At 73.7% G+C, this 22,764-nt stretch carries 19 protein-coding genes and 1 pseudogene; 9 read left to right on the top strand and 11 right to left on the bottom strand.

All coding sequences use genetic code 11. The features are described 5' to 3' along the window. The first annotated feature begins 60 nt into the window (after positions 1–60). Complete coding sequence (locus QP089_RS38250; protein ID WP_285918719.1) at positions 61–423, top strand: hypothetical protein; 363 nt, start codon at positions 61–63, stop codon at positions 421–423. A 3-nt stretch (positions 424–426) separates the two neighbouring features. Here QP089_RS38250 and efeU read toward each other — a convergent pair whose 3' ends face one another. From efeU to QP089_RS38230, 4 genes are all read right to left on the bottom strand, one after another. Continuing rightward, entirely contained in the window at positions 427–1,296 is an 870-nt protein-coding gene (efeU, locus tag QP089_RS38245) for an iron uptake transporter permease EfeU (protein ID WP_285918717.1), read from the bottom strand. 153 nt (positions 1,297–1,449) lie between these two features. Next, complete coding sequence (locus QP089_RS38240) at positions 1,450–2,700, bottom strand: ribonuclease D (protein WP_285918823.1); 1,251 nt, start codon at positions 2,698–2,700, stop codon at positions 1,450–1,452. A 482-nt stretch (positions 2,701–3,182) separates the two neighbouring features. Then, positions 3,183–3,746 (bottom strand): DUF3000 domain-containing protein, encoded by a 564-nt coding sequence (locus tag QP089_RS38235; RefSeq protein WP_285918715.1) that lies wholly within the window; start codon positions 3,744–3,746, stop codon positions 3,183–3,185. Between the two features lie 133 nt (positions 3,747–3,879). After that, entirely contained in the window at positions 3,880–4,086 is a 207-nt protein-coding gene (locus QP089_RS38230) for a hypothetical protein (protein WP_285918714.1), read from the bottom strand. Between the two features lie 269 nt (positions 4,087–4,355). Between QP089_RS38230 and hemE the strand changes: the two genes are divergently transcribed. Beyond that, on the top strand, positions 4,356–5,366 hold the full coding sequence (gene hemE / locus QP089_RS38225; RefSeq protein ID WP_285918821.1) for a uroporphyrinogen decarboxylase: 1,011 nt from the start codon (positions 4,356–4,358) through the stop codon (positions 5,364–5,366). 7 nt (positions 5,367–5,373) lie between these two features. On the opposite strand, the gene QP089_RS38220 is transcribed toward hemE, so the two are convergent. Further along, positions 5,374–6,384 carry a DUF4349 domain-containing protein gene (locus tag QP089_RS38220; protein ID WP_285918712.1) on the bottom strand — a complete coding sequence of 337 codons (1,011 nt, stop codon included), beginning with the start codon at positions 6,382–6,384 and terminating at the stop codon, positions 5,374–5,376. Between QP089_RS38220 and hemG the strand changes: the two genes are divergently transcribed. The 3 genes from hemG (at position 6,383) to QP089_RS38205 (ending at position 9,402) form a co-directional block, all read left to right on the top strand. Then, positions 6,383–8,068: a protoporphyrinogen oxidase gene (hemG, locus tag QP089_RS38215; protein WP_353070669.1), complete on the top strand. Its 1,686-nt coding sequence runs from the start codon at positions 6,383–6,385 to the stop codon at positions 8,066–8,068. The genes QP089_RS38220 and hemG overlap by 2 nt on opposite strands. Then, positions 8,019–8,723 carry a hydrogen peroxide-dependent heme synthase gene (gene hemQ, locus QP089_RS38210; RefSeq protein WP_285918708.1) on the top strand — a complete coding sequence of 235 codons (705 nt, stop codon included), beginning with the start codon at positions 8,019–8,021 and terminating at the stop codon, positions 8,721–8,723. Before hemG ends, hemQ begins: the two co-directional genes overlap by 50 nt. Before the next feature lie 88 nt (positions 8,724–8,811). Next, positions 8,812–9,402, top strand: coding sequence for a hypothetical protein (locus tag QP089_RS38205; RefSeq protein ID WP_285918707.1), 591 nt, complete (start codon positions 8,812–8,814; stop codon positions 9,400–9,402). On the opposite strand, the pseudogene QP089_RS38200 reads toward QP089_RS38205, so the two are convergent. Together QP089_RS38200 and msrB are read right to left on the bottom strand one after the other, a co-directional pair. Further along, a pseudogene (locus tag QP089_RS38200) lies at positions 9,399–9,974 on the bottom strand (TIGR04222 domain-containing membrane protein); the annotation flags it as partial. The gene QP089_RS38205 and the pseudogene QP089_RS38200 sit on opposite strands and share 4 nt — an antisense overlap. A gap of 49 nt (positions 9,975–10,023) precedes the next feature. Then, positions 10,024–10,425 (bottom strand): peptide-methionine (R)-S-oxide reductase MsrB, encoded by a 402-nt coding sequence (msrB, locus tag QP089_RS38195; RefSeq protein ID WP_285918705.1) that lies wholly within the window; start codon positions 10,423–10,425, stop codon positions 10,024–10,026. A 64-nt stretch (positions 10,426–10,489) separates the two neighbouring features. Between msrB and QP089_RS38190 the strand changes: the two genes are divergently transcribed. Continuing rightward, a complete protein-coding gene (locus tag QP089_RS38190; protein ID WP_285918703.1) occupies positions 10,490–11,575 on the top strand; it encodes a DNA polymerase domain-containing protein in 1,086 nt (361 codons plus the stop codon). 70 nt (positions 11,576–11,645) lie between these two features. After that, a complete protein-coding gene (locus QP089_RS38185; RefSeq protein ID WP_285918702.1) occupies positions 11,646–12,431 on the top strand; it encodes an MBL fold metallo-hydrolase in 786 nt (261 codons plus the stop codon). Between the two features lie 97 nt (positions 12,432–12,528). Here the strand turns inward: QP089_RS38185 and QP089_RS38180 are convergent, their stop codons facing one another. Together QP089_RS38180 and leuA are read right to left on the bottom strand one after the other, a co-directional pair. Then, positions 12,529–14,514, bottom strand: a complete 1,986-nt coding sequence (locus tag QP089_RS38180) for a Xaa-Pro dipeptidyl-peptidase (protein ID WP_285918700.1) — start codon at positions 14,512–14,514, stop codon at positions 12,529–12,531. Positions 14,515–14,685: 171 nt separating this feature from the next. Next, the gene (leuA, locus tag QP089_RS38175) at positions 14,686–16,371 is read right to left on the bottom strand and encodes a 2-isopropylmalate synthase (RefSeq protein ID WP_285918819.1); all 1,686 of its coding nucleotides are present in this window, start codon (positions 16,369–16,371) and stop codon (positions 14,686–14,688) included. 308 nt (positions 16,372–16,679) lie between these two features. Here leuA and QP089_RS38170 point away from each other — a divergent pair, with 308 nt between their 5' ends. Next, on the top strand, positions 16,680–17,375 hold the full coding sequence (locus QP089_RS38170; protein WP_285918699.1) for a FadR/GntR family transcriptional regulator: 696 nt from the start codon (positions 16,680–16,682) through the stop codon (positions 17,373–17,375). On the opposite strand, the gene QP089_RS38165 is transcribed toward QP089_RS38170, so the two are convergent. Next, entirely contained in the window at positions 17,350–19,743 is a 2,394-nt protein-coding gene (locus QP089_RS38165) for a HelD family protein (RefSeq protein ID WP_285918697.1), read from the bottom strand. The two genes, QP089_RS38170 and QP089_RS38165, sit on opposite strands and share 26 nt — an antisense overlap. A 207-nt stretch (positions 19,744–19,950) precedes the next feature. Between QP089_RS38165 and QP089_RS38160 the strand changes: the two genes are divergently transcribed. Continuing rightward, positions 19,951–21,624 carry an alkaline phosphatase D family protein gene (locus tag QP089_RS38160; RefSeq protein WP_285918695.1) on the top strand — a complete coding sequence of 558 codons (1,674 nt, stop codon included), beginning with the start codon at positions 19,951–19,953 and terminating at the stop codon, positions 21,622–21,624. 22 nt (positions 21,625–21,646) lie between these two features. On the opposite strand, the gene QP089_RS38155 is transcribed toward QP089_RS38160, so the two are convergent. Next, positions 21,647–22,738, bottom strand: coding sequence for an ATP-dependent DNA ligase (locus tag QP089_RS38155; protein WP_285918694.1), 1,092 nt, complete (start codon positions 22,736–22,738; stop codon positions 21,647–21,649). Between the last annotated feature and the right edge of the window lie 26 nt (positions 22,739–22,764).

Raw genomic sequence — 22,764 nt, 5'->3', positions numbered from 1 at the left:
GCGGGCCGGTGCATGATGGGGGCACCGACGACGTCCCTCCCGGGAGGTGCCCGCACAGCCATGCCCGTGCCACGTCCGCTGCGCGAGCGCTGCCGCGAGTTCCTCGGGGCCGACGGAGAGATCCGCTACATCTTCCCCGCGATGGCCTACGGCGGCGGGGCGGGCTACATCTTCGTCGTCACCGACGACCAGGTGGCGGTGATCTCCACCGGCTCGCTGAGCCGCAGCACCCCCAAGAGCATCTGGGGCGCCTATCCGCGCGAGACCCGGATCGGCCCGGTGGAGACCGGCGCCGGCGCGTCGTTCGAGTTCGCCGGCGCCGCGTTCGAGGTGGACGACGAGTACGTCCCGGTCGTCAACGCGGCCGACAGCGAGATCTTCGCCCGCGACAGCCTGCCCCGCGATCCGCTGCCGGACCTGTGACGGTCAGGAGCTCGGCGCCGGCTCGGCGGTCTTCTTCGCGGCCGGGGCCGGGCGGGACGGCCCGGTGCTGCGCAGGAACAGCGCCATCACCGGCACCAGGTACGCCGCCCACATGACCAGCTGCAGCCAGGTGATCTGCGGGGTGACGTTCAGGACGCCCTGCAGGACGGTCTGCAGCCAGTCGCCGGGGGTGCCGAGCTTGTCGAAGAACAGGTGCGGCTCGACCGCGACCGAGTTCAGGCCGGGCAGCACGTCGGCCTCCTGCAGGTCGTGGAAGCCGTAGCCGAACACGCCCGCCGCGACGACGATCAGCGCGCCGCCCGTCCAGGTGAAGAACCGGCCCAGGTTGATCTTGAGGCCGCCGCGGTAGAGCAGGTAGCCGAGCACGATCGCCACGGCCAGGCCGAGGGCCGCGCCGATGATCGGCTGGGTGGAGCCGCCGGACGAGCTCTGGATGTTCGTCCACAGGAACAGCACGGTCTCGATGCCCTCGCGGCCGACCGACAGCAGCGCGACGGCGGCGAGCGCGAGCGGGCCGACGTTCAGCGCGCCCTCGAGCTTGCCCTCCAGCTCCGACTTCATGAACCGGGCGGTCTTGCGCATCCAGAAGACCATCCAGGTGACCAGGCCGACCGCGATGATCGACAGGATGCCGCCGAACAGCTCCTGCGTCTTGAACTGCATCTCCGAGGAGGCGGCGGTGAGCGCGATGCCGAACCCGACGGCGAGCGCGACGGCGATCGCGATGCCCGTCCAGACCGGGACGAGGGCCCGGCGGTTGCCGGTCTTCACCAGATAGGCGATGAGGATGCTGACGACCAGGGCGGCCTCCAGTCCCTCGCGCATTCCGATGAGGAAGTTGCCCAGGAGCATCGCTGCCCTCCTCCAGAAGCTCAGATGGTTTAGGCAAAGCTAACCTAAGCCAGTCTGTGCTTCCGCGGCGGCCCCCGCAAGACCCGATCGCCTTACCCCGCGCGCGCCGGGGCGCGCCTCACCACCCGGATGCCACGGCGCGGGGAAAGACGGTCACGGCGCCGGGAAGTCCAGCCGGAGGAACGCGCGCGCGATCGGCTGCGCCGCCAGCTCGACCTGCCAGCGCCGCGCGCCGAGCTTGCGCAGCGCGTCGCCGATCGCCGACGCGGACGGCTCGTCCGGCGGCGTCCACGCCAGCCGGCGCACGAAGTCGGGCTGGATCAGGTTCTCCGACGGCATCGAGTGCTCGTCGGCGAGCGCGGCGACGACGGCGCGGGCGGCGGTCAGCCGCTTGGCGGCCTCGGGGTCGCGGTCGGCCCAGCGGTGCGCGGGCGGCGGCCCGTCGCCGGGCAGGTTCGCCTCGGGCAGCTGCCGCTCGGGCACCGCGCGGGCCCGCGACACCGCGCGCAGCCACGCCGACTGGTGCCGGCGGGCGCCGCGGCCCCGCATGGTCGGCAGCGCCTGAAGATCGGCCGGGGTCTTCGGGGGGTTCAGCGCCAGCTCGACGATCGCCGCGTCCTGCAGCACCCGGCCGGGGGACAGGTCCCGCTCGCGGGCGATCTTGTCGCGGGCCTCCCACACCTCCCGGACGGTCGCCAGCGCGCGCCGGTTGCGCACCCGGTGGATCCCGGACGTGCGGCGCCACGGGTCGGCGCGCGGCGGCTTCGGCGGCGTGGTCAGGATCGCCTCGAACTCCTCCAGCGCCCACTCCAGCTTCCCGGCCTCGCGCAGCTCGGCCTCCAGCGCGTCGCGCAGCTCCACCAGCAGCTCGACGTCCAGCGCCGCGTAGCGCAGCCAGTCCTCCGGGAGGGGGCGGGTGGACCAGTCGGCGGCCGAGTGCCCCTTCTCCAGCAGGAAGCCCAGCACGTTCTCGACCATCGAGCCGAGGCCGACGCGCGGGTAGCCGAGCAGCCGCCCGGCCAGCTCGGTGTCGAACAGCCGCTTCGGGACGAGGCCGACCTCCGACAGGCAGGGCAGGTCCTGGTTGGCGGCGTGCAGCACCATCTCGGCGTCGGCGAGCGCCGCGTCCAGCGCGGACAGGTCGGGGCAGGCGATCGGGTCGATCAGCGCGGTGCCCGCGCCCGCGCGGCGCAGCTGGATCAGGTAGGCGCGCTGCCCGTACCGGTAGCCGGACGCCCGCTCGGCGTCGACGGCGACCGGGCCGGTGCCGGCGGCGAACGCGGCGATGACGCGTTCCAGCTCGTCCTGGTCGACCACGACCGAGGGGACGCCCTCGCGCGGCTCCAGCAGCGGGACGGCCGGGGGCCGCTCCTCGCCGTCCGCCGCCACGCTGTCCGCTGTCACGGCGTCCGCTATCTCACTGTCGGGCTTCGCGGCGGCCGCCGTCCCGGGGGCGGGACCCGCCGCCGCGGCGCCGTTCCTGCCGGCCGGGCCGGACTCCTCCGCCGCCGGGCCGGTCTCCGCGGGCACCGTCTTGCCCGGGGCGCCCGCCTTCCGCGCGCCCGTTCTCCCTGCGCCCGCCGGTCGTGCGGCGGCCTTCTCGCCACCGGAGTCCCGGTCGGGACCGGTGGCACGCGTTTCGGACACTCCCACTTTTCCCGTGTTCTCCCCCGCCGCCTCGGTTCCGGACGCTGTGCTCACGTCCCCTACCGTACGTCTCTCCCAGCGCCTCCCGGCGGGCGGACGACCCCTACACCCCCGCCCGGTCTCGCCGGGTCAGTGCTTCTCGAGGGGGACGACCCCCCACGCCCTCCGGCCGGCTTCGCCGGGTCAGTGCTTCTCGAGGGGGGACGACCCCCCACGCCCCCCCGGCCGGCTTCGCCGGGTTAGGAGCTGCCGCCGGGCCGGTCCGGCAGTGCGGCGACACCGGCCGGGGGCAGGCCCGCGGTGGTGCACATCACCTCGCACCAGGCCGCCACGTGCCCGGCGAGATCGTCGCCGGTCGGGGACCAGGAGGCGCGCAGCTCCAGCTCGGTGGTGGACGGCTCGCCGCGCTTGTCGCCGAAGCTCTCCGACACCGCCCGGGTGATCGTCCCGGACACGCCCGCGTAGCCGGCCGGTTCGAGCGCCTCCAGCAGCCAGTCCCAGGCGACCGAGCCGATCAGCTCTTCGGCGGCGATGTCGGGTTCGAGGTCGGCGCGGATGTAGGCGACGATGCGGAACCCGTTGGTCCAGCCCTTGGCGCCCTCGGGGTCGTACAGCACGATCAGCCGGCCCATCGCGACCTCGGTGTCGTCGTCGCGGTAGACCGACCCGGACATGGCCGCCGCGTACGGGGCGAGGCTCTGCGGGGCGGGCATGTCCTCCAGATCGAGCTCGGGGCGGACGCCAGGGCCGTCGAGGATCTCGCGCAGCGTGTCGAGGGCCCGCTGGAAGGCGGGAGGGTTCATGGGCGGACCGGCCTCGGTGCGGGGGCGGGACTCGTGTCGGTGGTGCCGGGACGGGGTGCCGCCGCGCGCGACGGGAGGGAACGGGGGGGATGCAGGCACAGCACAGTGGGTTTCGTCTCGGGGGCCGGGGCGCTCAGGCCACGGCCCGCGTGGATGCGGCCGGCGACGAGCCGGCGCGTCTGGGCTCCGTCCCGCCGGCGGACCCGGCGGCGGACCGGCCGGGGGGCGCGCCGGGGGCCGTCAGCGGCGGGTCGACCAGGACGGCCGCGCCGCAGTCGACGCAGACCCGCTCCGGGCACTCCGCGCCGTGCCCGTCCGGACACGGCGGCTGCTCGAACATACGTTCATCACCGCAGGTGGAGCAGTACAAGGGGGAACCTCCCTCGGCTATGACACGCATCACGTTCGCACGCGCCGGTGACAGAATGCGGGACTTCGCTCGGCGTGTCCGGAACTTCGTGCGTCACCACCGTCACTCCGGTGACACCCCGGTGCGCCCGGTACGGGTTTTCGTGGGACCATCACAACGTGACCGCAGACGCCGCCCACCCCAACGACGCCGCCACGAGAACGCATGACAATTCCGGGCCGCTTGCCGAGAGCCCGTTCCTGCTGGCGTGCCGCCGCCGTCCTGTGCCGCGCACGCCGGTGTGGTTCATGCGCCAGGCGGGCCGGTCGCTGCCAGAGTATCTGCGGCTCCGCGAGGGCGTGCCGATGCTGGAGTCGTGCACCCGGCCCGACATGACCGTCGAGATCACGATGCAGCCGGTGCGGCGCTACGGGGTCGACGCGGCGGTCTTCTACAGCGACATCGTGGTGCCGCTCAAGGCCATCGGCGTCGACCTCGACATCAAGCCCGGCGTCGGCCCGGTGATCGCCGACCCGATCCGGGACGCCGCCGGCCTGGACGCGCTGCGCCCCCTGGTGCCCGACGACGTGCCCTACGTCACCGAGGCCGTCCGGGGGCTGGTCGGCGAGCTGGGCGGCACGCCGCTGATCGGCTTCGCCGGCGGCCCGTTCACGCTCGCGTCGTACCTGATCGAGGGCGGGCCGTCCAAGAACCAGGAGCGCACCAAGGCGATGATGTACGGCGAGCCCGAGCTGTGGGACCGGCTCATGGGCCGGCTCGCCGACCTCACGATCGCGTTCCTGAAGGTGCAGATCGAGGCGGGCGCGAGCGCGATCCAGGTGTTCGACTCCTGGGTCGGCTCGGTGGCGCCGGAGGACTACCGCGCCTCGGTGCTGCCGCACACCGGCCGGATCTTCGCCGAGATCGAGCCGCTCGGGGTCCCGCGCATCCACTTCGGCGTCGGCACCGGCGAGCTGCTCGGCCTGATGGGCGAGGCGGGCGCGGACGTGGTCGGCGTCGACTGGCGCGTCCCGCTGGACGAGGCGGTCCGCCGCGTCGAGCCGGGCAAGGCGCTGCAGGGCAACCTCGACCCGGCGGTGCTGTTCGCGCCGTGGGAGACGGTCGAGCGGCGGGCGCTGGACGTGCTGGCCCGGGGCCGGACGGCCGAGGGGCACATCTTCAACCTCGGCCACGGCGTGCTGCCGTCCACGAACCCGGACGTGCTGGCCCGCCTCGTGGACCTGGTCCACGAGACGAGCACCGGGCACTGACCGGCGGCTACCCGGCGGGCGGCGCCTCGTCCGGCGCGCGCTCGCCCTCCGAGCCGCCCGCGCTCACTGCGGCGGGCTCCTTGGCGGGCTCGCCGGTCTCCCGCTCCGACGGCCTGCGGACGCGGCGGCGGTTGCGGTAGGCGAGCACCGGCGCGGCGATGATCGCGGCCGTGACCAGGAACGGCAGCAGCCAGCCGAGCACGACGGCGGCGCCGCCGAGGAAGCCGGTGAAGGCGTGCCATCCGTCGCCGAGCGCGCCGACGAAGCCGCCGCGGTCCTCGTGCCGCCGCGCGGGCTTGGCCGCTGCCTCCAGCGTGACCGTCACCGTGGCGTACTGGGTGCTCTGGGCGAGCGCCTTCTGGCGCGCCTGCAGCGACTCCAGGTCCGCCTCCCGGGAGGCGATCTCCTGCTCGACGTCGATGACCTCGCCGACCGTCGTCGCCTTGTCCAGCAGCTTGCGGAACGAGGCCAGCGCGGCCTTCGCGGACCGGACCCGGCTGTCGACGTCGGCGACCTCGCCGGTCACGTCGTCGGCCTGCTGGCTCAGCGACAGCTTGGTGCCGAGCTGCGTCGACAGCTGGTCCAGCACGCCCGCGTACCGGTCGGAGGGGATCTTCAGCGTGATCGTCGAGCCGGGCGGGTCGCTCGCGCCCGACTCGTGCTCGACGTAACCGCCCGCCGCGCCCACCAGCTGCTTGGCCTTGGCGGCGGACGCGTCCACGTCCTTGGCGCGGATCCGCATCGTCGCGGTGTAGACGACCGCGCGGCCGCCCGGCAGCGGCGGCTGCGTCGACGTGCCCGCGTCCCTGCCGGGGCCGGACGGCTGCTTCTGCCGGGCCTTGAGATCGCCCGGCGTGGCCGCCGGGGCGGCGGCGCCGTGCGCCGTCTCCCGCTCCGCCGAATCGGACGATCCGCCGCCCCCGCCTCCGCACGCGGCCAGCGTCCCGGCCAGCACCCCGATCAGCGCGAGGACGATCAGTGCATACGGGACCTGCCTGACGCTTCTGACGTTCAGCATGACGCTTGGACGGAGTGGTACAGATCACCGTTCCGGCGGGCGCGTCACCATCCGGCCACGGCCCGGGCACGCCCGGGTCACGGCCCGCCCCGGACGGGCCGCGCCGGGGCGTCCGTTGCCCGTCCGGCGAAACGCGCCCGGGCAACGGACGCCCCGGTGCGCGGACACGCGCGACGTCTGGAAGGCTGGACGCATGACCCCGTCTCGACCCGCCGCCCACGCCGCCGTCGTCGGGGGCGGCATCGCGGGCCTCACCGCCGCGCGGGCGCTCGCCCGCGCCGGCGTGCGGGTGACCGTGCTGGAGGGCTCCCCGCGGATCGGCGGCAAGCTCCAGGTCAGCGAGGTCGCCGGCGTCCCGGTGGACGAGGGCGCCGAGTCGATGCTGGCCCGCCGCCCCGAGGGCCTCGGCCTGGTCCGCGACCTCGGCCGCGGCGGCGACCTCGTGCACCCCGGCACGACGTCCTCGGCGATCCTCAGCCGCGGCGCGCTGCGGCCGATCCCGTCCGGCCAGGTGATGGGCGTCCCGTCCGATCTGAAGGCGCTCGCCGCCTCGCAGGTGCTGTCCCCGGCGGGGCTGGCGCGCGTGCCCCTCGACCTGGTGATGCCCGAGACGCCGCGCGGCGACGACGTGTCGGTCGCCGACTACATCGGCGCGCGGATGGGCCGCGAGGTCGTCGACCGGCTCGTCGAGCCGCTGCTCGGCGGCGTCTACGCCGGCCGCGCCGAGCGCCTGTCGTTCGACTCCACGCTGCCCGCCGTCGCCGCCGCCGCGCGCGCCCACCGCTCGCTGATCAACGCCGTCCAGGGCATCCGGGAGGCCGCGCCGGCCGACCCCGGGCCGGTGTTCGCCACGCTGCCCGGCGGGCTCGGCACGCTGCCGCCGCTGGTCGCCGCCGACATCGAGGCCGCCGGCGGAACGGTCCGGGTGAACGCGACCGTCCGCGAGCTGCGGCGCCGCCCGGACGGCTGGCGGCTCACGATCGGATCGGCGCGCGCCCCCGAGCACCTCGACGCCGACGCCGTGGTGATCGCGGTGCCGGCGGCGCCCGCGTCCCGGCTGCTGAGCGACGAGGTGCCCGCCGCCGGACGCGCCCTGGCCGGCATCGAGTACGCGAGCATGGCGATCGTCACCCTCGTCTACCAGGCCTCGGCGTTCCCCAAGCCCCCGGACGGCAGCGGATACCTCGTCCCCGGCGTCGAGAGCGACACCGGGGCGGGCGGCCGGGGCGTCAAGGCCGTCACCTTCAGCTCGGTAAAATGGCCGCACCTGCGCGACCGCGACCCGGGCGTCGTCGCCGTCCGGTGCTCCATCGGACGGTTCGGCGAGGAGCACCTGCTCCAGCGGCCCGACGAGGAGCTGAAGGCCGTCGCGATGGCGGAGCTGGCCGCCACCACCGGCGTCACCGAGCTGCCGGTCGACGGCCGGGTGACCCGCTGGGGCGGGGGCCTGCCGCAGTACAACGTGGGCCACGCCGACCGCGTGGCCGGGGTCCGCGCCGCGGTCGCCCGCGAGCCGGGGCTCGCCGTCGCGGGCGCGGCCTACGACGGCCTCGGGATCCCCGCGTGCATCGCCTCGGCGACCGCGGCGGCCGACCGGGTGCTGGACCATCTGCGCAGTCGAGGAGGAACGAACGATGTCAGGCACGGAGCCGGCGGCCAGGCCGAAGGCACGCGAACTCAATAACGTCATCCGCTACACCATGTGGTCGGTGTTCCGGGTGCGCGACACCGGCGCCCTCGGCGAGCAGCACGCCGCCGAGGTCCAGGACCTGCTCGACCAGATGGCCGAGAAGGACGTCACCACCCGCGGCTCCTACGACGTCGCCGGGCTGCGCGCGGACGCCGACTACATGTTCTGGTGGCACGCGCCCAGCTCCGACGACCTCCAGGAGGTCTACACGCGGTTCCGCCGCACCGCCGTCGGCCGCGCGAGCGAGCCCGTGTGGTCGCAGATGGCGCTGCACCGCCCCGCCGAGTTCAACAAGAGCCACATCCCGGCGTTCCTCGCCGAGGAGGAGCCGCGCGGCTACGTGTGCGTGTACCCGTTCGTCCGGTCGTACGAGTGGTACCTGCTGCCGGATGAGGAGCGCCGCGCCATGCTCGCCGAGCACGGCAAGATGGCGCGCGACTACCCCGACGTCCGCGCGAACACGGTGTCGGCGTTCGCGCTCGGCGACTACGAGTGGATGCTCGCGTTCGAGGCCGACGAGCTGCACCGCATCGTCGACCTGATGCGGCACCTGCGCGGCGCGCGCGCCCGGCTGCACACCCGGGAGGAGATCCCGTTCTACACCGGCCGGCGCAAGCCGCTCACCGAGCTCATCGCCCACCTTCCGTAACGGAGAATCCGGGATCTTGCCCGACGGGAACGCACAGATCCCTCGGATCCGCCCAGAATCCGGACGCAACGGCAGTAAAGTGCCGCCCGTGAACGAGACTCCCGCCGGTGCCTCCCGCGGGCGGCACGCCAAGCCGCCGTCCGAGCTGTCCGCCCGCTGGAACCGGTTGCTCGCGGCGGCCGGCCGGCACGGGCGGCGCCGGCTGGTCGCGGCCGGTGCGGGCACCGCCGGGGCGGCGGTCGCGGCCTCGCTCGCCGCGCTCGCGCTGACCGGCGGCGGTCCGGCGACCGCGCCCCGGGCGGCCGCCGCAGCGCACACCTCCCGCCCGGCGCCCTCGCCCGCCGGCGCGACGCTCGCCGCGGCCGACGACCCCGACGAGCTCTCCGCCGAGGCCCTGCCGTACCTGCGCTCCAAGGACCCCGGCGGCGAGATCGTCAAGCACGTCACCGACGTCCGGCGCAGCGGCTCGTTCGTCCGCGTCTACACCGACCTCGGCGAGGACGACGAGAACTCCAAGCCCGCGATCTCGCTGTGCGAGTGGACGACGAGCTACCTCAAGGACGGCGGCGACGACGAGCCGCGCGTCTTCGTGCACGGCAAGAGCAGCGACAACGGCAGCGTCGTCCTCGCCAACAAGCAGAGCGACGACGATGACTGCGAGGTCCCCGACACCCCCTAGAGGGAGCCCCCGGAGCCTCCGAAGTCGCCGTACTGGGTGTCGCGCAGCTCGCTTCTCTCGGTGTTGCGGTTGACGCCCTTCGTCGCCCAGTCGCGAGGCAGCTTCACCGGCTTCGGGTCGTCGGTCCGCAGGATGTCGCGCATCCGGGCGTCCTCGACGCCGTCCGGGCCCAGCGCGGCGAGCCGCCCGGCACCGCTCGCCGGGGCGTCCCGCACGGCCCGGTCGCGGGCCGCCCTGCCCGCACGGGTGAGGCGGAGGCGTCCGCGGAATCCGGCCCGCACCAGGCCCGCGCTCCCGAGCCCTGCGGCGACGGCGGCCACCTCGTCCGACTCGGCCGCGGACCGCAGCAACACCCCCAGCACGACTCCGGTGCCGGGGATCCGGTCGAGCAGTGCGGCTTGGACGGGGTCGTCCGCGTCCCTCAGCACGGCCTCCACGCGGTGCGTGCCCCGCGATACGCGTACGCGGCCCCGTTCCTGGAGCGCGAGAAGGGCGGTCTGCGCGACCCGGACGGCGCCGCCGGTCAGGAACGCGATCTCGTAGGGGCCGTGCTCGCCCATGTTGGCCTCCCGCGGGCGCGTCGTCGTCCATGGGACGCGCGGCGCATGCCCGCGGTTGCGGTCATTCGGCGGGTTCGAGGGTGAGCGAGACCGAGTTGATGCAGTACCGGTCGTCGGTCGGGGTGGCGTAGCCCTCCCCGTGGAAGACGTGGCCGAGGTGGGAGTCGCAGGTCGCGCACCGCACCTCCGTGCGGACCATCCCCAGCGAGCGGTCCTCGATCAGGGTGACCGCGTCGGATTCGGACGGCGCGTAGAACGACGGCCAGCCGCAGTGGCTCTCGAACTTGGTCTCCGACCGGAACAGCTCCGTCCCGCAGGCGCGGCACCGGTACACCCCGACCGTCTTGGTGTCGGTGTACTCGCCGGTGAAGGGCTTCTCGGTGCCCGCCTCGCGAAGCACGTGGAACTCCTCAGGGCTGAGCTGCGCCCGCCACTCTTCCTCGCTCTTGCGGATCTTCTCCATGCTTCGACCGTACCCGGCCGGGCCGCGTCCGGAGACTGTCGCATCCCTGGGTTAACGTGCAGTCATGGCCTCGCCCTTCATCGAGATCCCGGTAGGGGATCGGCTCGTCAAGGTGACCAATCCCGACAAGGTCTACTTCCCCGAGCACGGCTACACCAAGCGGCAGCTCGTGGAGTACTACATCGCCGTGGGGGAGGGCATCCTGCGGGCCACCCGCGACCGGCCCACCACGCTGGAACGCTGGCCGGCCGGGGTCTTCGAGGGCGCCAGGATGGCCACCCGCGAGGACTACGCGCGCGGCCAGGCCGGCTTCGGCGCCGGCAGGTCCGACGCGTTCTACCAGAAGCGCGTCCCCAAGGGCGCGCCCGACTGGGTGCGGACGTCCCGGATCGCGTTCCCGAGCGGCCGGTTCGCCGACGAGGTCCGGCCCACCGAGGTCGCCGTGATCGCCTGGGCCGCCAACCTCGGCACGCTGACGTTCCACCCGTGGCCGGTCCGCGACGGCGACGTCGACCACCCCGACGAGCTGCGCATCGACCTCGACCCGCAGCCGGGGACCGACTTCTCCGACGCCGTCCGGGTCGCGCTCGGCCCGGCCCGCGAGCTGCTGTCCGAGCTCGGGATGACGGGGTTCGTCAAGACCTCCGGCAAGGGCGGGGTGCACATCTACGTGCGCATCGAGCCGCGCTGGAGCTTCACCGAGGTCCGCCGGGCCGCGCTGGCCTTCGGCCGCGAGGTGGAGCGCCGCGTCCCCGACGAGGTCACGACGCGGTGGTGGAAGGAGGAGCGGGGCGAGCAGATCTTCATCGACTTCAACCAGAACGCGCGCGACCGGACGATCGCGTCGGCCTACAGCGTCCGGCCCGCGCCGCACGCGCCCGTCTCGGCACCGGTGACCTGGGACGAGCTGGCCGACGTCGACCCGCACGACTTCACGATCGCCACCATGCCCGAGCGGTTCGCCAAGGTCGGCGATCTGCACGCCGCGATCGACGACGAGGCGTTCACCCTGGACGCGCTGCTGGAGCTGGCCGACCGCGACGAGCGCGAGCACGGACTCGGTGACATGCCGTACCCGCCCAACTACCCTAAGATGCCGGGCGAGCCCAAGCGGGTGCAGCCCAGCAAGGACACCGGCAAGCCCTCCTGACCCGGGAATTTCCGGCCCCGCCGTGGACTTGCGTGACCGACACGTGCGCGACGACCGGAAGGCGGCCCCCATGCCCGACCAGTCCCCAGCCGATGCCCCGCTGACCGTCCGCTACCTCGGCGGGCCGACGGCGCTCCTGGAGATCGGCGGTGTGCGGCTGCTGGTCGACCCGACGTTCGACGCGCCCGGCGAGCACCCGGTCGGCGACCGGGCGCTGACCAAGACGATGGACGCGGTCGCCGGCCCGGACGAGATCGGCCCGGTCGACGCCGTCCTGCTCTCGCACGACCAGCACCCCGACAACCTCGACGACGGCGGCCGCGCCTACGTGCGCGCGGCGCCGCTGACCCTGTCGACCGGGATCGCCGCCGAGCGGCTCGGCGGGAACGTCCGGGCGCTGCCGGCCTGGGAGCACACCGAGCTGCCCCGCCCCGGCGGCGGCGCCCTGCGGGTCACCGGCGTGCCCGCGCAGCACGGACCGGACGGCACCGAGCACCTGACCGGCCCCGTCACCGGCTTCGTCCTGACCGGCGACGGGCTGCCCACCACCTACGTGAGCGGCGACAACGCGTCCCTGGACGTGGTCCGCGAGATCGCCGGCCGGTTCGCGCCGTTCGACGTCGCGCTGCTGTTCGCCGGCGCCGCCCGGACGCCGCTGCTGGACGCCGACCTGACGCTCGGCAGCGCCGCGGCGGCCGAAGCCGCTGCGATCCTGCGCGCCCGCGAGGTCGTCCCGCTGCACTTCGAGGGCTGGGCGCACTTCTCGCAGGGCCGCGACACCCTGGAGGAGCCGTTCACGTCCTTCTCCGGCGGCTTCCACCTCCTCGACCCCGGCGAGGAGATCACCCTGCGCTGACGGCCTCGCCCGTCGGCACCGTGACGCGGTGAGGCCGCCGCTCCCGGCGCGGGGAGCGGCGGCCTCCGCCGTGCGCGTCAGTGCGCGTCAGTGCTTGTCAGTACAGCCTGCGCTCCTGGCGCGGCAGGGTCACGCCCGACGGGCCGTGCCACGCGGCCTTCGGCTCGGGGACGTTCAGGGCGCTCATCCCGTCCTGCCCGGCGACGACCGGGAAGCGGATCGAGCTCGCCGACAGGTCGACGGTGACCGCGGCGCCGGTCGGCGTCTCGGTGTTGTTGTCGGCGTCGGTTCCGGCCAGGACCAGCGCGAGGCGGTGCCCCTTCTTCAGCAGGTACTCCTGGCTGAGCGTCTGCCAGCGGACGCCGTAGTACCTGCCGGGCTCGGCCGGCTTCGGGTCGCTCAGCGACGCGGCGTTCTGCACGTCCAGCCAGCCGCGCCCGACGACGTTCACGTCCGAGGTGATCGTGGAGACCTGCGTCTGCTTGTAGCAGGCGTCGTCGGCCGGGGTGCTCTCACCGTGGCAGTCCTCGGTGGTCAGCGTCCTGATCCCCGATCCGGCGCCGAGGTAGTCGACGCGGGTGTCGGTGCCGTAGTCGACCAGCAGCGCGGTCAGGTTCGCGGTCGGCCTGTCCAGCTTGACCGACAGCCGCACGTCCGGCGTTCCGGACAGCCGCCCGGTCTGCTGGAGCGGGCCCGACACGTAGGCGAGCCGGAACGGCTTCGCGGTCGTCGGGTCGGACACCATGTCGCCCTCGGTGTAGCCGGCGTTCTGCGGGCCGGCGGCGTCGGTGAACGTGGCCGTCGTGCCCTTCGGCGCGCGCTGGTCGCCGAGCGAGCCGTCCGCGCGGGGACGCAGGATCGTCGTCCGCGCGCCCTTCGCCGGCCAGTCCGGCTGCGTGATCCACTGGTCCGGGCCGACCTCGATGTCGGCGCGCGGCTGCTTCAGCACGTCGTTGGGGACCTTCATCAGCTCGTGGTCGAACCACTTGTGCAGCGTGTTCACCCAGTCGTCGCGGCGGATGTCGAACGGGTCGACGTGGCCGCGCTGGTGCAGCCACACCTTGCGGGTGACGCCGCGCTGCGCGAGCGCCTGCCACCACTGCGCGAACTGGTTGTCCTTGACGTTCAGGTCGTTGACGCCGTGGACGGCGAAGATGCTCGCGTGCACGGCGCCGACGTGCGTGACGGACCCGCGCAGGTAGTTCGTCGTCTTCCAGTAGGCGTTGTAGTTCCCGGTCGCGTCGTCCTCGCCCTTGTCGAGGTCGGCGTTGACGGCGGCGCACTTGGCGGGCGGGTCGGTGTCGACCACGTCGGCCAGGCCCGGCTGCTCGTCCGTCCAGTACTTCACGCCGTTCATCCGGCTGTAGTCGTACCAGCTGCTGATCGCGGAGATCGGGACGATCGTGTCGAGCCCCTGCACGCCGGTCGCGGCGACGCCGTTGGCCAGCGTCCCGTCGTAGGACTTGCCGATCATGCCGGTGCGGCCGGTGGTCCAGGTCGCCTTGACCGGCGTGCCGTCCGGCTTGAACGCCTTGGCGCGGCCGTTGAGCCAGTCGACGACGGCCTTGCCGCCGAGCACGTCGGACGGGCCGCCGCTGACGGGGCAGCCGTCCGAGCGTGTCGTGCCGTCCATGTCCACGGCGAGGAACGCGTAGCCGCGCGGGACGAAGTAGTTGTCGTAGAACAGCGGGAACTTCACCGGGTTCCCGTTGGCGTCGTAGGCCTTCTTCTCGCCCTCGTTGCCGCGCCCGAGGTTGTCGTAGTACGGGCTCTCGTCCATGATGACCGGCACCTTGAGACCCTGCCCGGTCTCCTTGGGCCGGATGATGTCGACATTGACGCGGTCGGGCTTGCCGTCCCGGTCGCTGTCCACGCTCGACTGGACGTACACGTGCTCGCGGATCGCGTCCTTGTAGGAGAAGACCGGCTGCGTGACGCCGTCCTTCACCACGATCTTGGGGACGGTCCGGGCCATGGCCGCCGCGCCGCCGCCCGCGGCGCCGCCGGCAACGGCGACGGCCGTTCCGGTGAGCACGGCGAGCGCCGCCGTCCGCCGGGTCCGTCTCAGGGATCGCCTGGCCAACCCGCACCTCCGGGGAGTGAGCAAATGATCTCTACGGGGGCACAGGTTCCTCGCGGAACGGCGCCGCGTAAAGGGCGGCGCTCCGGCGAACTCCGCCCTCATTTGGTCACAAACTGCCCTTGCGGCGCGGCGGCCGGGGCGTCCGGCGGGTCCGGACGCCCCGGCGCCGCGTCACCCGGCCTTCGCGCGGTTCACCGCCGACAGCACGGCTTGCACGGACGCGGTGAGCACGGACGTGTCGCGGCCCGCGCCCCAGCAGGCGACGCCGTCGACGCGGCACTCCGCGTAGGCGACCGCGGGGGAGTCGTGGCCCGCTTCGGTCGAATGCTCGACGTACTGCAGCACGTCCACCTTCACCCCGGCGGACGCCAGCGCGTCGGCGAGCGCCGCCAGCGGCCCGTTGCCCGAACCGGTGTACTCCCGCTCACGGCCGTCGACCCGCAGGACGCCCGTGAAGTCGTGTCGTGCCGGGCCGGTGTGGGACGTCCGCCACTCGGTGAGCGCGACGGGGCCCGTCCGGTCGACGTACTCGGCGCGGAACAGCTCCCACAGCTCGGCGGCGGTGATCTCCTCGCCGCTGCCGTCCGTCGCCTGCTGGACGACCCGCGAGAACTCGATCTGCAGGCGGCGCGGCAGGTCCAGCCCGTACGCGGTGTGCAGCAGGTAGGCGATGCCGCCCTTGCCGGACTGGCTGTTGACCCGGATGACCGCCTCGTAGCCGCGTCCCACGTCGGCGGGGTCGATCGGCAGGTACGGGACCTCCCACGGCGCCTGCTCCGCCGGGACGCCCAGCTCGGCGGCGCGCGCCGCGTGATGCGCCATGCCCTTGGAGATCGCGTCCTGGTGCGTCCCGGAGAACGCGGTGTACACCAGGTCGCCGCCGTAGGGGTGCCGCTCGTGGACGGGCAGCCGGTTGCAGTGCTCGACCGTGCGCCGGATCTCGTCGATGTCGGCGAAGTCGATCTGCGGGTCGACGCCCTGCGCGTGCAGGTTCAACGCGAGCGTGACCAGGTCGACGTTCCCGGTCCGCTCGCCGTTGCCGAACAGGCAGCCCTCGACCCGCTGCGCGCCGGCCAGCACGGCCAGCTCCGCGCAGGCCACGCCCGTCCCGCGGTCGTTGTGCGGGTGCACCGAGAGGATCACCGCGTCCCGCCGGGCCAGGTTCTGGTGCATGAACTGGATCTGGTCGGCGTACACGTTCGGCGTCGCGATCTCCACCGTCGCCGGCAGGTTCAGGACGACCGGGCGGTCGTGCGAGGCGTCCCACAGCGCGGTGACCGCGTCGCACACCTCCAGCGCGTACTCCGGCTCGGTGAAGTTGAACGTCTCGGGCGAGAACTCGAACCGCACGCCCGGCCGCCCCTCCGCCAGGCGCGCGACGTCGGCCGCCCCGTCCAGGATCAGCGAGCGGACGCCGTCGCGGTCCTGCCTGAGCACGACGTCGCGCCAGGCCGGCCCGGTCGCGGTGTAGAGGTGGACGACCGCGCGCGGCATGCCCTCGATGGACGCGAACGTCCGCTCGATCAGCTCGCGGCGCGCGGGCGTGAACACAACGGGCGTCACGTCGTCGGGCACGGCGCCGGAGGTGGCCAGGTGCCGGACGAAGTCGAAGTCGGTCTGGCTCGCCGACGGGTAGCCGACCTCGATCTCCTTGAACCCCATCGTCACGAAGAGGTCGAACATGCGCCGCTTGCGCGCCGGGTCCATCGGCTCGGCCAGCGCCTGGTTGCCGTCGCGCAGGTCGACCGGCACCCACAGGGGCGCCCGCTCGATGCGCCGCGACGGCCACGTCCGCTCGACGCCGGGCACGGGCGAGGGCACCCGGTCGTGGACGGACCGGTAGCGGTGCGACGGCATGGAACTGCCGCGCTGCGGATTCCAGAAGGGCGCGCCGCCGGCGACGGGGCCGGACGGGGTGCGCAGTGTGGGAAAGGTGGTGGCGGTGGGCTCGTTCATCGCGGTGGTCCTCATCGCTCGCAGGACGACCGGCAGCGCCGGACCCCGCGGCGGGGTGCCGGTCGGATCAGGCCCCGCCGCGGCGACCGAGAAGAAGGGACCGCCGCGCCATGACGGTCACTCAACCACACCTCAGCTCCTCAGACAAGCTGAGTTCTCCGCGCGGACGCGCTAGCGTAGGGGCGCCGACCAGAAGGGACGACCACCGCATGCCGCTCGGCCCGCTCCGCCGCAGCCCGCTCGTCGAGCAGGCCGCCCAGCGGCTCCGCGACCAGATCACCGACGGCTCGTGGCCGGTCGGCACCCGGCTGCCCGGCGAGACGACGCTCGCCGAGCAGCTCGGCGTCGGCCGCTCGACCGTCCGCGAGGCGCTGCGGGCCCTGGCCGGCGCCGGCCTCGTCCAGGCCCGCCAGGGCGCCGGCGTCTTCGTCACCGCCACCGAGCCCGACGAGGACTTCGCCGCCCGGCTCCGCCGCGCCTCGGTCGCCGACGTCTACGAGATCCGGACGATGATCGAGGTCCGGGCGACCGAGCTGGCCGCCGAACGCCGCACCGACGCCGACCTGGCCGCGCTCGACGCCGCGCTCGCCGCCCGCGACGAGGCCTTCGCGGGCCCGTCCCTGGAGGCGTTCCTGGACGCCGACATCGCGCTGCACGCCGCCGTCATCGCCGCCGCGCACAACCCCGTCCTGGTCGACCTGCACGCCGAGTTCGTCCCGGTGCTGCGGGCCGGCCTGCTCGACCTGGTCGCCCTCGTGGACGTCCGCGCGTCCGACGAGTCCCACGGCCGCGCCGCGCACGCCGGGCTCGTGGAGGCGATTCGCGCGCGCGACCCCGAGGCCGCCGGCCGCATCATCGGCGCCGAGCTCGACCAGACCCTCACCCGGCTGCGAGGCTCCCGCTGAGCAGTGGCGGCAGGTCGTCGTCGTGGACGATCGTCAGGCGCCGGGTCGGGCGGGTCAGGGCGACGTACAGGTCCTGGCCGCCCTTCGGGGACTCGGCGAGCATGCCGGCGGGATCGGCGACGATGACCGAGTCGAACTCCAGGCCCTTGGCCTCCTCGGCGGTGAGCACCACGGTGGTGGAGTCGAGGGCCTCCGGGGTGGCGCCGACGGCGGCGTCCGGCAGCACCTCCAGGACGGGCGCGTGCCAGGCACCCGACGTGATCACCGCGAGGCGGCCCTCGTCGCCGTCACCGATCTCGGCCAGCTCGTCGCGGACCAGCGCGGGCAGGGCGTCGACCGGCAGCGCGAGGGCGCGCGGCGGCGGGCCGTCGTCGCGCACCGGCTCGGGCGGCGTCTGGTCCGGGGCGACGGCGGCGAGGACGGCGGAGGCGACCCGCATGATGGCGGCCGGGGTCCGGTAGTTGACCATCAGCCGCTGCTCGCGCCAGCGGCCCGGGACGTAGCGGTCGAGCATCTGCCCCCAGGACGCGGCGCCCGCCGCGCTGCCGGTCTGCGCGATGTCGCCGACGACGGTGAGGGACCGGGTCGGGACGCGGCGCATCACCGTCCGCCAGGCCATCTCCGACAGCTCCTGCGCCTCGTCCACGATGACGTGGCCGTAGGCCCACCGGCGGTCCGCCATGGCGCGCTGCGCGGTGGTGAGCGGCGGGCCCTCGTCGTGGTGCCGCTCGGCGAACACGCCGGCGTCGACCTCGAACATCACCAGGTCGGCGGCCTGCGTCGCGCCGATGACCTCGCGGGCGTAGCGTTCCCGCTCCGCCCGGTCGGCCTCGGCCGCACGGCGCTTGGCGCGCTCGGCGGAGTCGTCCACGCCGAGCAGCTCGGCGGCCTCGTCCAGGAGCGGGACGTCGGAGACCGTCCACGGCGCGCCCGCCGGCCGGCGCAGCAGCGCGCCCTCCGCCGGGGCGAGGCCGGCCGCCGAGGCCGCCCGCGCGAGCGCCTCCCGGTCCGCGAACAGGTCGGCCAGCAGCCGCTGCGGCGTCAGCTCCGGCCACAGCGCGTCGATCGCCCTGCGGACGACCGGGTCGTGCCAGAGCGCCTCCTTGGCCAGCCGCAGGTCCGTCTCGTCCAGCAGCGGCTCGTCGGCGGACTCGTCGATCAGCTCTCGCAGCCAGTCGGGCAGCTGCCCCGACTTCGTCAGCTCCTCCAGCGGCTCGTCCATGATCCGCTCGTACTGCTCGGCGCGGTCGACGGCGAGGGCCTCCAGCAGCTCGTGGACGAACCGGCGCCGCTGCACGTTGTGCGGCAGCCGCAGCCCGCGGGCGAGGTCACGGGCCGCCGTGCATTTCTCCTCGTCCACGTGGAGGGACAGGCCGTCGTACTCGACGCGCAGGCCGCCGGACGGGACGCGCTGCCGGTCGGCGACCGCCGCCTCGACCAGCCGGGCCATCCGCTCCGAGCCCTTCACCACGGCGACGGCGGGCTCGTCGGCCGCGGTCGCCTTCAGCCCGGGATAGAGCTCGCCGACCGTGGCCAGCACGACGTCGGTCTCGCCGAGCCCGGGGAGCACCTGCTCGATGTAGCGCAGGAACGTCGCGTTCGGGCCGACGATGAGCACGCCGCGCCGTTCCAGCACGTCGCGGTGCGTGTAGAGGAGGTAGGCGGCGCGGTGCAGCGCGGCGACGGTCTTGCCGGTGCCCGGCCCGCCCTGCACGACGAGCACGCCTTGCAGGCCCGAGCGGATGACCTGGTCCTGCTCCTCCTGGATGGTCGCGACGACGTCGCTCATCCGGCCCGTCCGGCCGCGGCGCAGCGTGGCGAGCAGCGCGGCCTCGCCGACGATGCCGCGGCGCTCGGCCTCGTCCAGCCCTTCCAGGTCGAAGACCTCGTCATCGAGCCGGACGACCTCCCGGTGGCGCAGGTGCAGGTGGCGGCGGCGGGCGAGCGTGCCGGGCGCGCCCGGCGTGGCGGTGTAGAACGGGCGGGCCGCGGCCGCGCGCCAGTCGATCAGGATCGGCTCGTGGTCGGCGTCGCGCAGCCCGATCCGGCCGATGTAGAAGGTGTCGCCGGGGCCGTCGGCGCCGGCGCGGTGGTCGATGCGGCCGAAGCAGAGCCCTTCCTCGACCCCGCTGAGCCGGGCCAGCCGGCGCGCGGCCTCCTCGGTCGCGACGGTGCTCTCCAGCCGGGCCTGCAGCACGCTGCCGCCGCCCGCGGCCGGGCCCTCGCGCAGCGCCGCCTCGGCCCTGCCGCGCTCCTCGTCGAGCCGCTCGTACAGGCGGGTCGCGTACTCCTGCTCGGTGCGCACGGCGGCCCGGCGTGCGGCCTCCGCGTCGTCGGGCTTGACAGGTGCCGCTTGACGATGTCCCATGCCTCGGCTACACTCCTATTCATAGGGTGCGGTTTGTTGTGCGCAATTCGTAAGTCGCCAGCTTAGCATCGACCCTGCGCGCGCATGCGCGGCGCAAAAGATCATCTCTGTTGCGGCGGACGTCACCCGTGCGGTGCCTCCAGGTCACCGGCCGCGGTGAGGCTTTCGGCGATCACCGCCGGAAACCTCCGAAAGGTCACCGCCCCCATGGCCGAACTCGCACGCCCCCTGAGCAGGAGATCCTTCCTCGTCGCCGGCGGCCTGGCGGCCGGCGCCCTCGCCGTCCCCGGCATCGCCGAGGCCGCGCCCCGGCTGCGCGCCCTCGCGCCCGGCGACCCGTTCACCCTCGGCGTCGCGTCCGGCGACCCGGCGCCCGACGGCTTCGTCCTGTGGACGCGGCTGGCCCTCGACCCGCACGCCGAGGACGGCCTCGGCGGCATGCCGTCCAAGGCCGTCCAGGTGAAGTGGGAGGTCGCCACCGACGAGCGGTTCAAGCGGATCGAGCGGCGCGGCACCGCCACCGCCCGCCCCGAGGCCGCGCACTCCGTGCACGTCGAGCTGAAGGGCCTGCGCCACGGGCGCGACTACTGGTACCGCTTCCGCACCGGCAACCACGTCTCACCGGTCGGCCGCGCGCTCACCGCCCCGCGCGCCGACTCGTTCGGGCCCGCCCTGACGATGGCGTTCGTCTCGTGCGCGCAGTACGAGCACGGCTACTTCACCTCCTACCGGCGGCTCGCCGAGGAGCACCCCGACCTCGTCCTGCACCTCGGCGACTACCAGTACGAGTACAAGAAGGGCGTCTACAACAGCACGGGCGGCAACATCCGCGACCACGACGGCCCCGAGACCGTCACGCTGGCGAACTACCGGCAGCGGCACGCCCAGTACAAGTCCGACACCGACCTGCAGGCCGCGCACGCCGCCGCGCCGTGGCTCGTCGTCTTCGACGACCACGAGGTGGAGAACAACTGGGCCGGCTACATCCCCGAGGAAGGCTCGGACACCCCGACCTACGAGGCGTTCCGCGCCCGCCGCACCGCCGCGTTCCAGGCCTACTACGAGAACATGCCGCTGCGCCGCTCCTCGGTCCCGCACGGCCCCGACATCCAGATCTACCGGCGGGTCCGCTGGGGCAAGCTCGCCAACTTCCACATGCTCGACACCCGCCAGTTCCGCGACGACCAGGGCTGCGGCGACGGCTACAAGGACTGCCCCGAGGCCACCGACCCCAAGCGCAGCATCACCGGCGACCGGCAGGAGAAGTGGCTGCTCGACGGGTTCCGCAAGTCGGACGCCCGCTGGGACGTCCTCGGCCAGCAGGTCTTCTTCGCCCAGCGCGACAACACCGCCGGGCCGGTCAAGAAGACCTCGATGGACGCCTGGGACGGCTACGTCGCCTCCCGCGACCGCATCACTAAAGGCTGGGTGGACGCCGGCGTCCGCAACCCCGTCGTGCTCACCGGCGACGTCCACGCCCACTGGGCGAGCGACCTCAAGGCGAACTACGACGACCCGGACTCGGCGACGGTCGGCTCCGAGCTGGTGTGCTCGTCCATCAGCACCACCGGCGACGGCGCCGACTCCGACCCCGCGAGCCAGCCCTTCATCAAGATCAACCCGCATCTGAAGTTCTACAACAACCAGCGCGGCTACGTCCTGACGAAGATCGGCAAGGAGGAGATGAAGGCCGACTTCAAGACGGTCGCGTCCGTCCGGACGCCGGGCTCACCGGTGTCGACCAAGGCGACGTTCGTCATCGAGGACCGCGTCCCCGGCGTCAGGCAGACCTACCTGCGCCCCTACAGCGCGCCGAAGATGACCGCGAAGTCCGACCAGTCCGTCATCGACCAGACCATCCGCAACGAGACCCAGCCCTGACCCCGGGCGCATGGCCCCCGCGTCACCGATCGGCGCGGGGGCTGGTGGCGGGGCCGTTGAGGATGTCGTCGAGGTCGTAGGCCACGGGCACCTCCAGCTGCTCGTAGGTGCACGAGCGCGGGGTGCGGTCGGGGCGCCAGTTGCGGAACCGGGCGGTGTGCCGGAACCGGTTGCCCTCCATCGCCTCGTACGCCACCTCGACGACCAGGTCGGGACGCAGCGCCACCCAGCTCAGGTCCTTCTTGCCGGTCCAGCGGGAGACGGCGCCGGGCATGCGGTCGGCGGTCGCCTCGTCCTGCCGGGCCCACTCCGCCCACGGATGCCCGGACAGGTCCTCCAGGCGGTAGGGCTGGAGCTCCTCGACCAGTTCGGCGCGGCGCTTCATGCTGAACGACGCCGCCACGCCGACGTGCTGGAGGTTGCCCTCGGCGTTGTAGAGGCCGAGCAGCAGCGACCCGACGATCGGCCCCGACTTGTGCCAGCGGAAGCCCGCCACCACGCAGTCGCAGGTGCGCTCGTGCTTGACCTTGAACAGCACCCGCTTGTCGGGCTGGTACTCGGTGTCGCGCGGCTTGGCGATCACCCCGTCGAGCCCGGCGCCCTCGAACTCCTCGAACCAGCGCAGCGCCAGATCGTAGGAGTCGGACGCGGGCGTCACGTAGATCGGCGCCTTGGCGCCCGCCAGCGTCTCGACCAGCCGCCGGCGGCGCTCGCCGAGCGGCGTCTCCATGAGCGACTCGTCGCCGAGCGCGAGCAGGTCGAAGGCGATGAACGAGGCCGGCGTCTCCTCCGACAGCAGCTTGATCCGGGAGGCGGCCGGGTGGATGCGCTGCTGCAGGGCCTCGAAGTCGAGGCGCGTCCCGCGCGGCAGGACGATCTCGCCGTCCACCACGCAGCGCCGCGGCAGCTCCCGCTTCACCGCCTCGACGACCTCGGGGAAGTACCGGGTCAGCGGCTTCTCGCCCCGGCTGGACAGCTCCACCTCATCACCGTCGCGGAAGACGATGCAGCGGAAACCGTCCCATTTCGGCTCGTAGAGGACGTCGCCCTGGGGCATGGTCTTGACGGCCTTGGCCAGCATCGGCGGCAGCGGCGGGCTGATCGGCAGGTCCATGCCCCCATCTTGCGCCCCGGCACCGA

Source organism: Actinomadura opuntiae (assembly GCF_030283205.1).
Classification (GTDB): Bacteria; Actinomycetota; Actinomycetes; order Streptosporangiales; family Streptosporangiaceae; genus Spirillospora.
This window is presented reverse-complemented; position numbering and strand designations above follow the sequence as displayed.

Bases quoted from the DNA above. Each gene is read 5' to 3' on its own strand.
- QP089_RS38155 (WP_285918694.1), bottom strand. From the start codon at position 22,738: ATGGACCTGCCGATCAGCCCGCCGCTGCCGCCGATGCTGGCCAAGGCC.
- leuA (WP_285918819.1), bottom strand. From the start codon at position 16,371: ATGCCGTCGCACCGCTACCGGTCCGTCCACGACCGGGTGCCCTCGCCC.
- hemG (WP_353070669.1), top strand. From the start codon at position 6,383: ATGACGCTTGGACGGAGTGGTACAGATCACCGTTCCGGCGGGCGCGTC.
- QP089_RS38230 (WP_285918714.1), bottom strand. From the start codon at position 4,086: ATGTTCGAGCAGCCGCCGTGTCCGGACGGGCACGGCGCGGAGTGCCCG.
- efeU (WP_285918717.1), bottom strand. From the start codon at position 1,296: ATGCTCCTGGGCAACTTCCTCATCGGAATGCGCGAGGGACTGGAGGCC.
- hemQ (WP_285918708.1), top strand. From the start codon at position 8,019: ATGTCAGGCACGGAGCCGGCGGCCAGGCCGAAGGCACGCGAACTCAAT.
- msrB (WP_285918705.1), bottom strand. From the start codon at position 10,425: ATGGAGAAGATCCGCAAGAGCGAGGAAGAGTGGCGGGCGCAGCTCAGC.
- QP089_RS38185 (WP_285918702.1), top strand. From the start codon at position 11,646: ATGCCCGACCAGTCCCCAGCCGATGCCCCGCTGACCGTCCGCTACCTC.
- QP089_RS38170 (WP_285918699.1), top strand. From the start codon at position 16,680: ATGCCGCTCGGCCCGCTCCGCCGCAGCCCGCTCGTCGAGCAGGCCGCC.
- QP089_RS38165 (WP_285918697.1), bottom strand. From the start codon at position 19,743: ATGGGACATCGTCAAGCGGCACCTGTCAAGCCCGACGACGCGGAGGCC.
- QP089_RS38160 (WP_285918695.1), top strand. From the start codon at position 19,951: ATGGCCGAACTCGCACGCCCCCTGAGCAGGAGATCCTTCCTCGTCGCC.
- QP089_RS38250 (WP_285918719.1), top strand. From the start codon at position 61: ATGCCCGTGCCACGTCCGCTGCGCGAGCGCTGCCGCGAGTTCCTCGGG.
- QP089_RS38220 (WP_285918712.1), bottom strand. From the start codon at position 6,384: ATGCTGAACGTCAGAAGCGTCAGGCAGGTCCCGTATGCACTGATCGTC.
- QP089_RS38235 (WP_285918715.1), bottom strand. From the start codon at position 3,746: ATGAACCCTCCCGCCTTCCAGCGGGCCCTCGACACGCTGCGCGAGATC.
- QP089_RS38190 (WP_285918703.1), top strand. From the start codon at position 10,490: ATGGCCTCGCCCTTCATCGAGATCCCGGTAGGGGATCGGCTCGTCAAG.